This is a genomic window from Pseudorhodoferax sp. Leaf274 (assembly GCF_001422445.1).
In the GTDB taxonomy this organism is placed as follows: Bacteria; Pseudomonadota; Gammaproteobacteria; order Burkholderiales; family Burkholderiaceae_C; genus Pseudorhodoferax.
This window is the reverse complement of record NZ_LMNA01000003.1, coordinates 95872-109721: the sequence shown is the minus strand read 5'-3', so window position 1 is coordinate 109721 and position 13850 is coordinate 95872. Positions and strand designations below refer to the sequence as shown.

Annotated in this window: 11 protein-coding genes and 1 pseudogene; 10 read left to right on the top strand and 2 right to left on the bottom strand. The window is 70.4% G+C overall.

From position 1 onward, the window contains the following. Positions 1–2: 2 nt before the first annotated feature. The 4 genes from ASF44_RS07310 (at position 3) to ASF44_RS07295 (ending at position 4226) form a co-directional block, all read left to right on the top strand. Positions 3–425 carry a biopolymer transporter ExbD gene (locus ASF44_RS07310; RefSeq protein ID WP_056898557.1) on the top strand — a complete coding sequence of 141 codons (423 nt, stop codon included), beginning with the start codon at positions 3–5 and terminating at the stop codon, positions 423–425. Between the two features lie 100 nt (positions 426–525). Continuing rightward, a complete protein-coding gene (gene leuS, locus ASF44_RS07305; RefSeq protein WP_056898556.1) occupies positions 526–3234 on the top strand; it encodes a leucine--tRNA ligase in 2709 nt (902 codons plus the stop codon). Beyond that, the gene (gene lptE / locus ASF44_RS07300; RefSeq protein WP_056898555.1) at positions 3234–3746 is read left to right on the top strand and encodes an LPS assembly lipoprotein LptE; all 513 of its coding nucleotides are present in this window, start codon (positions 3234–3236) and stop codon (positions 3744–3746) included. The genes leuS and lptE overlap by 1 nt, the downstream gene beginning before the upstream one ends. Positions 3747–3761: 15 nt before the next feature. Then, positions 3762–4226 carry an Lrp/AsnC family transcriptional regulator gene (locus tag ASF44_RS07295; RefSeq protein ID WP_056898554.1) on the top strand — a complete coding sequence of 155 codons (465 nt, stop codon included), beginning with the start codon at positions 3762–3764 and terminating at the stop codon, positions 4224–4226. Positions 4227–4229: 3 nt separating this feature from the next. On the opposite strand, the gene ASF44_RS31575 is transcribed toward ASF44_RS07295, so the two are convergent. Next, positions 4230–4622 carry a YXWGXW repeat-containing protein gene (locus tag ASF44_RS31575; protein WP_156374388.1) on the bottom strand — a complete coding sequence of 131 codons (393 nt, stop codon included), beginning with the start codon at positions 4620–4622 and terminating at the stop codon, positions 4230–4232. Between the two features lie 220 nt (positions 4623–4842). Here ASF44_RS31575 and rocD point away from each other — a divergent pair. The 6 genes and pseudogenes from rocD to ASF44_RS07265 all read left to right on the top strand — a co-directional run. Further along, positions 4843–6087 (top strand): annotated as a pseudogene (gene rocD, locus ASF44_RS33245) (ornithine--oxo-acid transaminase); the annotation flags it as partial. Positions 6088–6144: 57 nt separating this feature from the next. Further along, positions 6145–6963, top strand: coding sequence for a dimethylarginine dimethylaminohydrolase family protein (locus tag ASF44_RS33240; protein ID WP_369820909.1), 819 nt, complete (start codon positions 6145–6147; stop codon positions 6961–6963). A 94-nt stretch (positions 6964–7057) separates the two neighbouring features. Then, positions 7058–8119, top strand: a complete 1062-nt coding sequence (gene holA, locus ASF44_RS07280; protein WP_056898553.1) for a DNA polymerase III subunit delta — start codon at positions 7058–7060, stop codon at positions 8117–8119. A 77-nt stretch (positions 8120–8196) separates the two neighbouring features. Next, on the top strand, positions 8197–9477 hold the full coding sequence (locus ASF44_RS07275) for a glutamate-5-semialdehyde dehydrogenase (protein ID WP_056898730.1): 1281 nt from the start codon (positions 8197–8199) through the stop codon (positions 9475–9477). A 31-nt stretch (positions 9478–9508) separates the two neighbouring features. Further along, positions 9509–10990: a Trk system potassium transporter TrkA gene (gene trkA, locus ASF44_RS07270; protein WP_056898552.1), complete on the top strand. Its 1482-nt coding sequence runs from the start codon at positions 9509–9511 to the stop codon at positions 10988–10990. A gap of 11 nt (positions 10991–11001) precedes the next feature. Next, positions 11002–12468: a TrkH family potassium uptake protein gene (locus tag ASF44_RS07265; protein WP_056898551.1), complete on the top strand. Its 1467-nt coding sequence runs from the start codon at positions 11002–11004 to the stop codon at positions 12466–12468. Here ASF44_RS07265 and ASF44_RS07260 read toward each other — a convergent pair whose 3' ends face one another. Further along, on the bottom strand, positions 12469–13848 hold the full coding sequence (locus tag ASF44_RS07260) for an MATE family efflux transporter (RefSeq protein ID WP_056898550.1): 1380 nt from the start codon (positions 13846–13848) through the stop codon (positions 12469–12471). It lies immediately after the preceding gene. Between the last annotated feature and the right edge of the window lie 2 nt (positions 13849–13850).

Below are 13850 nucleotides of genomic sequence, written 5' to 3'. Positions count from 1 at the left end.
CCATGCCCTTCGGCCGCCTGGAGCGCAAGGAAGGCGCCAAGCCCATGGCCGACATCAACGTCACGCCGCTGGTGGACGTGATGCTGGTGCTGCTGGTGATCTTCATCATCACGGCGCCACTGATGGCCGGCAGCCTGCGCATGGACCTGCCGCACAGCGAGTCCGCCGAGCCCGGCCTGCCGTCCGAGTCCATCAACCTGGCGTTGACGCCGGACGGCCAGATCCACCTGGACGAACGCCCGGTCACGCCCGAGCAGCTGCGCCAGGCGCTGGAGCGGCGCGCCGCACAGGACCCGGACACCGAAGTGCAGCTGCGCGCCGACGCCCAGGTGCCTTACGGCAAGGTGGTCGAGCTGATGGACATGGCGCAGGCGGCCGGCCTGTCGCGCATCGGCTTCGTCGCAGAGCGCAAGCCGGCGCGCTGAACCTAAAATCCGGCGGCCGGCCGTAAGCCGCGCGGTTCCCGCCCGTTTTTTGCCCCTTTTCCCGTCTGATCGCGTCGTGCGACGCGCCCAACGCCTCCCCATGCAAGACAAGTACAACCATCTCGAAGTCGAATCCGCCGCCCAGAGCCACTGGCGCGCGCGCGACGCCTACCGCGTGGGCAAGGAGGCCGGCAAGCCCAAGTTCTACGCCTGCTCCATGCTGCCCTACCCCAGCGGCAAGCTGCACATGGGCCACGTGCGCAACTACACCATCAACGACATGCTCACGCGCCAGCTGCGCATGAACGGCCACAACGTGCTGATGCCCATGGGCTGGGACGCCTTCGGCCTGCCGGCGGAGAACGCGGCGCTCAAGAACGGCGTGCCGCCGGCGCAGTGGACCTACGACAACATCGCCTACATGAAGAAGCAGATGCAGGCGATGGGGCTGGCCATCGACTGGTCGCGCGAAGTCGCCACCTGCGATCCGAGCTACTACCAGTGGAACCAGTGGTTGTTCCTCAAGATGCTCGAAAAGGGCATCGCCTACCGCAAGACCCAGGTCGTCAACTGGGACCCGGTGGACCAGACCGTGCTGGCCAACGAGCAGGTGATCGACGGCAAGGGCTGGCGCACCGGCGCCGTGGTCGAGAAGCGTGAGATCCCGGGCTACTACCTCAAGATCACCGACTACGCCGAAGAACTGCTGGACCACGTGGAGAACAAGCTGCCTGGCTGGCCCGAGCGCGTCAAGCTCATGCAGGAGAACTGGATCGGCAAGAGCGAAGGTGTGCGCTTCGCCTTCACGCACGGCATCCACGCGGCCGACGGCCAACTGATCGGCGACGGCCGCATGTACGTGTTCACCACGCGCGCCGACACCATCATGGGCGTGACCTTCTGCGCCGTCGCGCCCGAGCATCCGCTGGCCGCGCACGCCGCCGCCACGAACCCGGCGCTCGCGGACTTCATCGAGCGCTGCAAGCAGGGCGGCACCACCGAGGCCGAACTCGCGCTGCGCGAGAAGGAAGGCATGGCCACCGGCCTGTCCGTCGTGCACCCGATCAGTGGCCAGGACGTGCCGCTGTGGGTCGGCAACTACGTGCTGATGGGCTATGGCGACGGCGCCGTGATGGGCGTGCCGGCGCACGACGAGCGCGACTTCGCGTTCGCGCTCAAGTACCACCTCGCGATCACGCAGGTCGTGCACGTGGATGGCGAGCACTACGACTACCACCAGTGGCACGACTGGTACGGCGACAAGCAGCGCGGCGTGACCATCAACTCCGACATCTTCAGCGGCCTGGAGTACCGCGACGCGGTGGACGCCGTGGCCCGTGCACTGGCTGAGAAAGGCCTGGGCGAGAAGAAGACCACCTGGCGCCTGCGCGACTGGGGCGTGAGCCGCCAGCGCTACTGGGGCACGCCGATCCCCATCATCCACTGCGACGAGCACGGTGCCGTGCCGGTGCCCGAGAAAGACCTGCCGGTGGTGCTGCCGCAGGATTGCGTTCCCGACGGCTCGGGCAACCCGCTGCACAAGCACGTGGGCTTCCACGCCGGCGTGACCTGCCCGGTCTGCGGCCAACCCGCGCGCCGCGAGACCGACACCATGGACACCTTCGTGGATTCGTCCTGGTACTTCATGCGCTACTGCGATCCCAAGCTGGACAGCGCCATGGTCGGCGACGGCACGGCCTACTGGATGCGCGACCAACACCTGCCCACCGGCGGCAGCGGCATGGACCAGTACATCGGCGGCATCGAGCACGCCATCCTGCACCTGCTGTATGCGCGCTTCTGGACCAAGGTCATGCGCGACCTGGGCCTCGTGACCATCGACGAGCCCTTCACCAAGCTGCTGACGCAGGGCATGGTGCTCAACCACATCTACAGCCGGCGCACGGAAAAGGGCGGCAAGGAGTACTTCTGGCCGCACGACGTGGAGCATGTGCTCGACGAGGGCGGCAAGATCGTCGGCGCCAAGCTCAAGAACGCCGTCGGTGACCTGCCCGCGGGCACAGCCATCGACTACGAGGGCGTGGGCACCATGTCCAAGTCCAAGAACAACGGTGTCGATCCGCAGGACCTGATCGAGAAATACGGCGCCGACACCGCCCGGCTCTACACCATGTTCACGGCGCCACCCGAGGCCACGCTGGAGTGGAACGACGCGGCCGTGGAGGGCAGCTACCGCTTCCTGCGCCGGGTCTGGAACTTCGGCGTCAAGCTGGCCGCCAGCGACTTCTCGGCCGCGCTGGAGGCCGCGCACGGCGCCACCAGCCTGAAGGACGTGGCCTTCGGCAAGGAGGCCAAGGCCCTGCGCCTGGAAGTGCACAGCGTGCTCAAGCAGGTCGACTACGACTACCAGCGCATGCAATACAACACCGTGGTGTCCGGCGCCATGAAGCTGCTCAATGCACTGGAGAGCTTCAAGGCCGTGGACGCCGCCGGTGCGCCCATCGCGCTGGCCGAGGGCTTCGGCATCTTGCTGCGCTGCCTGTACCCGGCCACGCCGCACGTCACGCACGCGCTGTGGGCGGAACTGGGCTACGACCAGCGCTTCGGCGAGCTGCTCGACGCGCCCTGGCCGCAGGTCGATGCCGGCGCGCTGGAACAGGACGAGGTCGAACTCATGCTGCAGATCAACGGCAAGCTGCGCGGCGCGATCCGCGTGCCGGCCGGCGCCGACAAGGCCACCATCGAGGCGGCTGCGCTGGCGCACGAGATGTTTGCCAAGTTCGCCGAAGGCGCGACACCCAAGAAGGTGATCGTGGTCCCCGGCCGCCTCGTCAACCTGGTGCTGTGATGGCCAGCCGCCGCCGATTCCTCTCCAGCACGCTCGCCAGTGCCGTCGCCCTGCCGCTGGCCGGCTGCGGCTTCCAGCTGCGCCAGCCACCGGAGTTCGCGTTCAAGACGATCTACGTGGCCATGCCGCCGACCTCGCCCATGGGGCTGGAACTGCGCCGCAACCTGACAGGCACGGGCCGGGTGGAGGTCATCACCGACCCGGTGGCCGGCCAGAAGGCCGACGTGCGCCTGGAGCCGACCATGGACCAGCGCGAGCGCGTGGTCGTGGGCCGCACCTCCTCGGGCCAGGTACGCGAGCTGCAACTGCGCCTGCGCTTTCGCTTCCGGCTGCGCAACGAGCAGGGCACGGAGCTGATCCCGGACACCGAGATCCTGCAGCAGCGCGAACTGAGCTTCAACGAGTCCGTGGTCCTGGCCAAGGACGCCGAGGAGGCCATGCTCTACCGCAACATGCAGTCGGACACCGTGCAGCAGATCCTGCGGCGCCTGGCCGCGGTCAAGGCGATCTGAGCCGGCGTGCGGCCGATGGACCTCGACCGCACCGACCTGCGCCTGCTGGAGCTGCTGCAACGCGATGGCCGCGCCAGCGTGCAATCGCTGTCCGAGCAGGTGCACCTGTCGGCCCGCGCCACGCTGAACCGCGTGCGCAAGCTCGAGCAGCAAGGCCTCATCGACGGCTACCGCGCCGTGCTGAACCGCGGCGCCGTCGGCCCGGCCATCGCCTTCTTCGCGGAGATCGCGCTCAAGGACCAGCGCCAGGCTGCCTCGCGCCAGTTCGAGGCGCGGATGCTGGCCACGCCGCAGGTCGTCGCGTGCTACCTGCTGAGCGGCCGCTACGACTACCTCGTGCGCGTCGCCTGCACCGACCTGGCGCAATACCAGCGGCTGACCAACGGCTGGCTGGAGGACGCAGCGCTGGGCATCGAGAAGATCGTGACCAATACCGAACTGCAGACCGTCAAGGAGTTCGGCGGCTTCCCGCTCGGCTGACGCTCAGCGCAGCACCCAGGCGCCGCGCGCCCAGACCCAGCCGTGCTCGCCCCAGTACCAGTGGCCGCGCACCCAGACGTGCGTCGGCGATGGCGCTGCCGGCACCATCTCCACATAGGGCGGGGGCATCGGCGGCACGGCCGACGCCACGTAGTGGCCGCCCATCCAGCGCCAGTTGCCGTCGCGCCACGCCCAATGGCCCGGCACCCAATGCATGCCGGGACCGGGTGGTCCAGGGATGACTTCCACCAACGGCGCGGGCACCTCGCGCACGACCACCTGCGGGTGCGCGGGCTCCCTGACGACGGTGGTGCAGGCGCCCAGCAAGGCGCTGCCGGCGACGAGCGCGGCCAGGGCCCATCGGCGGGACAGATGCGGTGGGAAGACGCTTGGCATGGCATGGCTCCTGTGATGAAACGCGCCATGCTCGCCAGCGGCCTGCACCGCCGCGTGACGGGCAGCGCCGGGCGTGTTGCAGCTGTAGCGCATCCGGCCACTTCCGAATCGGAAGCGCATGCGCTGGAACTGTGCCGCGCACGGCAGCGCGAAGGCCCTGCATTCACCGCGGTGGCCGCGCGGTTTTCCTACAGTTCTCCATGCGAAAGGAGTACCTGCCATGAACCGCCATCCCATCCGTTCCGAACTGCTGATCGAGGCCGAGCGCCAGCACTGCGCACCCAACTACCAGCCGGTCCCCGTGGTCATCGAGCGCGCGCTCGACTGCCACGTCTGGGATGTGGACGGCAAGCGCTACCTGGACATGATGGGTGCGTATTCCGCCGTCAGCCACGGCCACCTGCACCCGCGCATCGTGGCTGCCGCCCAGCGCCAGCTCGGCCGCGTGGCCGTGACCTCCCGCGCCTACCACGGCGACACGCTGGGCCCCTTCCTCGAAAAGCTCTGCGCGCTCGCCGGCTTCGAGCAGGCGCTGCCGATGAACACCGGCGCCGAGGCAGTGGAGACGGCCATCAAGGCCGCCCGCCGCTGGGGGCACCAGGTGCGCGGCCTGCCGGACGGCACGGCCGAGCTCCTGGTGGCACGGCAGAACTTCCACGGCCGCACCACCACCGCCATCAGCGCCTCCAGCGAACCGTCGTACCGCGCCGGCTTCGGCCCGTTCACGCCGGGCTTTCGCTGGTTCGACTTCGGCGACATGGCCAGCGTGCGCGCCGCCACCACAGCCAGCACCTGCGCCGTGCTGGTCGAGCCGATCCAGGGCGAGGCCGGCATCGTGCTGCCGCCGCCCGGCTTCCTCGCGGGGCTGCGCGCCTGGTGCGACGCCAACCGCATCCTGCTGATCCTGGACGAAGTGCAGTCCGGCCTGGGCCGCACCGGCCGCTGGTTCGCGTTCGAGCACGAAGGCATCCGGCCCGATGCGTTGATCCTGGGCAAGGCGCTGGGCGGCGGCCTGCTGCCGGTCAGCGCCTTCCTGGCCGACCGGTGGCTGATGCAGGTGTTCTCGCCCGGCAGCCACGGCTCCACCTTCGGCGGCAATGCGCTGGCCGCGGCGGTGGCGCATGAAGCCCTGCGCGTGATGGAGGACGAGCAGCTGGTCGCGCGCTCGGCTGCGCTGGGCGCGCACCTGCTGTCGCGCCTGCGCGGCGTGCAGGCGCAGTGGCCAGCGCTGGTGCGTGGCGTGCACGGCCGGGGTCTGTGGGTCGGCGTGGAGCTGGACCCGGCCCGCGCCACCGCACGCGCAGTGGTGGAGCGCATGGCCCAGGCCGGCGTGCTGTCCAAGGAGACGCATGAGACCGTGATCCGGTTCGCGCCGCCACTGACGATCACGCGGGCGCTCATCGACGAAGGCGTGGACCGCTTCGCCGAGGTGCTGGCCGCCCTGCCGGGCGCCGGCGCACCGCACGGCGCCGCTTCGACGCAGGCCGAACCCGCCACGGCGGACATCCACCCGCGCCTGCTGATGAGCGCACCCGCGCATTTCGAGGTCTCCTACGCCATCAACCCGTGGATGGAGCCGGACCGCTGGCGGCCCGACGACGCCACGCTGCGCCAACAGGCACATGCCGGCTGGGACGCGCTGCGCGCCACCTACGAAGGCCTGGGTGCGGTGGTGGAGACCATGCCGCCCGCGGCGGGCCTGCCCGACATGGTGTTCACCGCCAACGCCGCGGTGGTGATCGACCGGCAGGTGCTGCTGGCCCGCTTTCGCCACCCCGAGCGCCAGGGCGAGGAGGCCCACGGCCAGGCGTTGTTCGCGCAACTGCGCGCGCGCAGCCTGGTCGACAGCGTGCACGCGCTGCCCGAAGGCGTCTGCTTCGAAGGCAATGGCGACGCGGTGGTCGACAACACGCGCGGCATCTGCTGGATGGGTTACGGCCCGCGCTCGGACTTGCGTGCGCGCGAGACGCTGCAGGCCGTGGCGCGCCGGCCGGTGCTGGCGCTGGCGCTGGTCGACCCGCGCTTCTACCACCTGGACACCTGCTTGTGCCTGCTGACCGGCGGCGAACTGCTGGCCGTCAAGCGGGCGTTCTCGCCCGAAGGCTGGGCACAGCTGCAGGCCATCGCGGGTCCGCAGCTGGTCGAGGTGCCCGAGGAAGACGCCCTGCAGCTGGCCGCCAACGCGGTCTGCATCGGCCGTGACCTGGTGATGGGTTACTGCAGCGCAACCATGCGCCAGCGCCTGGAAGAGCGCGGCTACCGCGCCCGCGTGGTGCCGCTGGATGCGTTCCGCCGCGCCGGCGGTTCCGCCCGCTGCCTCACCCTGGAACTCGGCACGTAAACTGCCGGCATGCTGCCCCCACGCCCATCGCTCCGCCTACAGCTGCCCCCCGGGGGGGCGTTTCAGCGCCTGCGGGCCGCCGGGCGGCGCTGAAATGCAACTGGCCCCGGCCCAACTCCCGCAGCAGCTGCAGCGCGGCCTGCGTTCGCTCTACACCCTGCATGGCGACGAACCGCTGCTGCTGCAGGAGGCGGCCGACGCCATCCGCGCCGCCGCGCGCGCCCAGGGCCACACCGAGCGCAGCGTCTTCACGGTGGCCGGCGCGCATTTCGACTGGGGCGGCGTGCTGGCCGCGGGCGGCGCCATGAGCCTGTTCGCCGACAAGCAGCTGCTGGACATCCGCATCCCGTCGGGCAAGCCCGGCAAGGACGGCAGCACGGCCTTGCAGCAGCTCGCCGAACAGGCCCAGGGCAACGACAGCACGCTGGTGCTGGTCAGCCTGCCGCGGCTGGACCGCACGACGAAGACCGGCGCCTGGTTCGCCGCGCTGGACGCCAACGGCGTGACGGTGCAGATCGACCCGATCGAGCGCGCCACGCTGCCGGCCTGGATCGCCCAGCGGCTCAAGGCCCAGGGCCAGCAGGTGGCGGCCGGCGAGGAAGGCCAGCGCACGCTGCAGTTCTTCGCCGACCGCGTGGAAGGCAACCTGCTCGCCGCGCACCAGGAGATCAGCAAGCTGGCGCTGCTGCACCCGCCCGGCGAGCTCGGCTTCGAGCAGGTCGAGAGCGCGGTGCTCAACGTGGCGCGCTACGACGTGTTCAAGCTGTCCGAGGCCGTGCTGGGCGGCCAGGTGCTGCGCGTGCAGCGCATGCTGGACGGCCTGCAGGCCGAAGGCGAGGCCGCCGTGCTGGTGCACTACACGCTGGCCGAGGACATCCGCGCACTCAAGCGCGTGAAGGACGCCATGGCCGCCGGCCGCCCGCTGCCCATGGCCCTGCGCGAGCAGCGCGTCTGGGGCATCAAGGAGCGCTTGTTCGAGCGCGTGCTGCCGCGCCTGTCGCCCGCCGCGCTGGCACGGCTGCTGCACGGCGCGCATGCGGTGGACGGCATCGTCAAGGGCCTCAAGGTGCCGGATTGGCCCACCGACGGCTGGCAGGCACTGCACCGCCTGGCGCTGGCGCTGGCGCGCGTGTGCGCGCAGGCGCCGGCACGCTGAACCGGCCCGGCCTGGCCCACCATGGCGGGCAAGCCGGCGGGAAGCCGGCCCAAGGCATCTGCGCGACAATCGCCGCCATGAACGCGTTGAACATCGCCGAATACGCCCAGACGCTGGGCGTGCAGGCCCGCCAGGCCTCTGCCGCCATGGCGCGCGCCAGTGCCGCCACCAAGAACCAGGCCCTGCGCGCACTTGCACGGCTGCTGCGCGAGCACACCGGGCCGCTGCAGGCCGACAACGCCAAGGACATCGCGCGCGCCGAGGCCGCCGGCCTGTCGGCGCCCATGGTGGACCGACTCAAGCTCACGCCCAAGGTGCTGGAGACCGTGGCCCAGGGCTGCGAGCAGCTGGCCGCCATGCCCGACCTGATCGGCGAGATCAGCGGCATGCAGCAGCAGCCCAGCGGCATCCGCGTAGGCCAGATGCGCGTGCCGCTCGGCGTGTTCGCCATGATCTTCGAGAGCCGGCCCAACGTGACCATCGAGGCCGCCAGCCTGTCGGTCAAGAGCGGCAACGCCTGCATCCTGCGCGGCGGCTCCGAGGCCATCGAATCGAACAAGGCGCTGGCCCGGCTGGTGCAGCAGGCGCTGGAAGAAGCCGGCCTGCCGGCCGATGCCGTGCAACTGGTGCAGACCACCGACCGCGAGGCCGTGGGCCACCTGATCGCCATGCCCGAGCATGTGGACGTGGTGATCCCGCGCGGCGGCAAGGGCCTGATCGAGCGCATCAGCCGCGAGGCCAAGGTGCCCGTCATCAAGCACCTGGACGGCAATTGCCACGTGTACGTGGACGACCCCTGCGACATCGCCATGGCCGTGACCGTGGCCGACAACGCCAAGACGCAGAAGTACAGCCCCTGCAACGCGGCCGAGGGCCTTCTGGTGGCGCGCGGCGTGGCGGCCGAGTTCCTGCCGCAGATCGGCGCCGTCTACGCCGCCAAGGGTGTGGAGATGCGCTGCGATGCCGAGGCTGCCGCGATCCTGGCCAGCGTCGGCGATGCCCAGGTCGTGCCTGCCACCGAGCAGGACTGGTCCGAGGAATACCTCGCGCCCGTCATCGCCGTGAAGGTGGTCGAAGGCCTGGACGAGGCCATCGCCCACATCAACCGCTATGGCAGCCACCACACCGACGCCATCCTCACGCGCGACCACATGCACGCGCAGCGCTTCCTGCGCGAGGTGGATTCGGCCAGCGTGATGGTCAACACCAGCACGCGCTTTGCCGACGGCTTCGAATACGGCCTGGGCGCGGAGATCGGCATCAGCACCGACAAGTTCCACGCGCGCGGCCCGGTCGGCCTGCTGGGCCTGACCTCGCTCAAGTACGTGGTGCTGGGCAACGGCGAAACGCGCCGCTGATCCGGTTGCCGGCCAGTTCGGCGCATAGGCCATGAGAGTCATCATCCTGGGCGCCGGGCGCGTCGGCGAGAGCGTCGTGGACAGCCTGGTGTCCGAGAAGAACGACATCACCGTCATCGACACCGATGCGCGCCGCCTGCGCGCGCTGGAAGAGCGCTACGACCTGCGCGGCCTGGTCGGCAGCGGCGTGGACCCGGACGTGCTGGAGGAAGCCGGCGCGCGCGACGCCGACATGCTGATCGCCTGCGCCGCGCTGGACGAGACCAACCTGGTCTGCTGCAAGATCGCGCACCGGCGCTTCAACATCCCCACGCGCATCGCGCGCGTGCGCTCGCAGGCCTTCCGCCACGGCAGCGACCTGGTCGACAAGGAGGGCTTCGCCGTCGACCGCGTGATCTGCCCCGAGGAATCGCTGACGCGCTACATCTTCAAGCTGATCGAGTACCCCGAGGCGCTGCAGGTGCGCGAGTTCGCCGGCGGCCTGGCCTGCCTGGTGTCGGTGCGCGCCGTGGCCGGTGCGCCGCTGGTGGCGCACGACATCGCCGACCTGCGCGACTGCGTGCCGGACGTGCCCATGCGCATCGTGGCGATCTACCGCCGCTTCGAGGACGAGCCCGACCGCTTCATCGCCTGCAGCGGGCGCACCCGCGTGGAGCCGGGCGACGAGGTCTTCGTGCTGGCCGCGCGCGACGACATCCCGCGCGTGCTGCACGCACTGCACCGCGACGAGCACCGCGGCCAGGGCCGGCCCCAGCGCAGCGTGCAGCGCATCATGATCGCCGGCGGCGGCCGCGTGGGCGAGCGGCTGGCGCAGGAGCTGGCCGCGGCCGGCGCGGGCTTCCATGTGAAGGTGATCGACCACGGCGCCGAGCGCTGCATCGAGCTGGCCGGCAAGCTGCCGCACGAGGTGCTGGTGCTGCACGGCGATGCCACCGACGAGAACCTGCTGGAAGACGAAGGCATCGAGACCATCGACCTGTTCCTCGCGCTGACCAACGACGACGAGAACAACATCATGTCCAGCCTGCTGGCCAAGCAGATGGGCGCCAGGCGCGTGCTGGCGCTGATCAACCGGCGCAGCTACGCAGAGCTCATGCACGGCACGCAGATCGACATCGCGCTGTCGCCGGCGCAGGCCATGATCGGCGAGCTGCTGGCCCACGTGCGCCAGGGCGACGTGCAGGCCGTGCACAGCCTGCGCCGCGGCGTGGCCGAGGGGCTGGAGATCGTGGCGCGCGGCGACCGCAAGACCTCGCGCGTGGTCGGCCGCGCGGTGCGCGACCTCAAGCTGCCCGAGCAGGCGCACTTCGGGCTCATCGTGCGCGGTCTGCCCGATGCGCTCGCCGTGGCCGGCGCCGCCGATCCACAGGCCACACCGGTGGAGCCACAGGTCATCATCCCCAGCGCCGACACGGTGATCGAGAGCAACGACCATGTCGTGATCTTCGTGCCGCACAAGCGCCTGATCCGCGATGTGGAGAAGGCCTTCCGCGTCAGCGCGGCGTTCTTCTAGCCCCCTTTTCCATGCGCGACATCTTTCCGATCCTGCGCGTGCTGGGCGTGATGCTCACGTTCATGGCCTTGACCATGGCGCTGCCGCTGGCGGTGTCCTGGTACTGGCAGGACGGCGTGGCCGATGCCTACGTCACCTCGATGCTGCTCACGCTGGCGGCCGGGCTGCTGCTGTGGCGCGGCATGCAGCGCCACCGCCGCGAGTTGCAGCCGCGCCATGGGGTGATGCTGGTCTCGCTGGCCTGGCTGCTGCTGCCGCTGTTCGCGGCGCTGCCGCTGGAGCTGGCGTTCATGAAGATCGACCGGCCGCTGAGCTTCACGCATTCCTACTTCGAGGCCGTGTCGGGGCTCACCACCACCGGCGGCACCGTGCTGACCAAACTCGACACGCTGCCGCTGTCGGTCAACTTCTGGCGCACCTTCCTGCAGTGGGTGGGTGGCATGGGCATCCTGATCCTGGCCGTGGCGGTGCTGCCGCTGCTGGGCGTGGGCGGCAGCCAGCTGTTCAAGGCCGAGGCGGCCGGCCCGATCAAGGACAACAAGCTCACGCCGCGCATGGCGCAGACCGCCAAGGGCCTGTGGGGCGTGTACGCCACGCTCTCGATCGCCTGCGCGCTGGCCTACTGGGCCGGCGGCATGCCGCCGATGGAGGCCGTCATGCACATGTTCGCCACGGTGAGCCTGGGCGGGCTGTCCTCGCACGACGCGAGCTTCGGCTACTTCAACTCGCCGCTGCTGGAGATGACGGCGGTGGTCTTCATGCTGTTCGCCAGCTGCAACTTCGCGCTGTACTTCACGGCCGTGCGCAAGGGGCGGCTCAGCGTGGCGCTGTCCGATCCTGAGCTGCGCGCCACGCTGTCGGTGCTGGTCGGCGGCGGGCTGCTGGCGGCGCTGCTGCTGTGGAGCAAGGGCGTCTACGCGCCGCTGGACGCGCTGCGCCACGGCATGTTCCATGTGGTGTCGGTGGCCACCACCACGGGCTTCGTCACGCAGGACTACCTGCTGTGGCCGGTGTTCCTGCCGGTGTTCATGCTGCTGCTGTCGGGCATCACGACCAGCGCCGGTTCCACCGGCGGCGGCATCAAGATGGTGCGCATGCTGATCCTGCTGCAACAGGCGCGGCGCGAGATCCGCCGGCTGGCGCACCCGCGCGCGGTGCAGCCGGTTCGCCTCGGGCGCGCGGTGGTCGACACGCCGGTGATCTTCGCCGTGCTGGCCTTCATGCTGGTCTACGGCGCCACGGTCATCGTGCTGTCCATGGTGCTGATGCTGACCGACCTGGACCCGGTGACGGCGTTCAGCGCCATCGTCGCCAGCGTCAACTGCATGGGGCCGGGCCTGGGCGCGGTCGGCCCGGCCTCGTCGTTCGCGGTGCTGAGCGATTTCCAGATCTGGGTCTGCACACTGGCCATGCTGATGGGCCGGCTGGAGATGCTGAGCTTCATGGCCCTGCTGATGCCCTCGTTCTGGAAGAACTGATCAGCGCGTCCATCCACCGAAGCGGATGGCCCCTGCGATGACGGCCGCGTACAGCGCCAGGCTGGCCGCCACCACGGCGTAGAACGCACTGGGCGGCGCCTGCAGCCAGCCCACGCAGACCCAGCCGCCCACCGCCACGACCGCGAGACGCGCCAGGCTGCCCACCAGCGGCCACAGCATGCGCCCGGCGCCTTGCGAGGCGAAGAACAGTGCCAGGCCCAGGCCGAACAGCCCATAGCTGGCACCGACGACGCGCAGGTACACGGCCCCCTGGGCGCGCACCTGCGGGTCGGCCGTGAAGGCATCCATCCACAAGCCAGGCGCCACTGCCACGGTCAGGCCGATGGCGCCCGTGATCGCTGCCACCAGGCCGCCGCCCAGCCAGGCCGCGCGCAGTGCGCGGGCGGTCTGGCCGGCGCCCATGTTGGTGGCCACCAAGGTGGTCAGCGCCGTGCCGAAACCGAAGGCAATGGGCACGAGGATGTACTCGAGGCGCGCGGCCACGCCGTAGCCGGCCAGCGCCACCGTGCCGTAGCTGCCGACGACCGCGGTGGCGGCCGCGATCGAGCTGTTGCTGATGACCGGGCTCAGCGAGGCCGGCAAGCCCACGCGCAGGATGCCGGCGAAGGCGGCACGCTCGATGCGCCAGCCCCTGGCCCGCAGCGGCACCGCGCTGCCGGGCCGCAGCAACGCGGCCGCCAGCAGCAGCGCCGACACACCGTTGACCGCAAGCAGGCTGAATGCCGCACCGGCCACGCCGAAGCCCGGCACCGGCCCCCAGCCGAACACCAGCGCCGGGCACAACAGCAGGTGCGCCAGCGTGGCGCCCAGCATGACCGCCGACGGCAGCACCATGTTGCCGGCGCCGCGCACGATGCCCCCGAGCACGTTGACACCCCAGATCGCCAGCGCGCCGCCGAACATCGCGTTCGAGTACGCCATGGCCGCGTCGAGCGCACCGCCGCGCCCGCCCATCGCCGTGTAGACGGTGCGGCCGAAGCCCAGCAGCACCACCATGAACAGCGCCGCCATCGCCAGCCCCACCAACAAGGCATGCCGCGCCAGCTGCCCGGCATCCGCCGTGCGGCCCGCGCCCAGCGCACGCGCCACGGCGGCCGTGGTCGCGCCACCGATGCCACCGGCCGACATCTGCACCATCAGCATCGACAGCGGCAGCACCAGCGCCACGCCGGCCAGCGCCTCGTGCCCCAGACGGCCGAGGATGAAGCCGTCATAGCCGATCTGGATGGTCATGGCGAACAGGCCGATCACGTTCGGCGTGGCCAGGCGCAGCAGCGTGGGCAGCAAGGGCGCATGCAGCAGCTGCTGCGTGCGGCTGGGCGCCTGTGCGGCGGACGCAGGCAGGGCGGCGGCGGCCATGC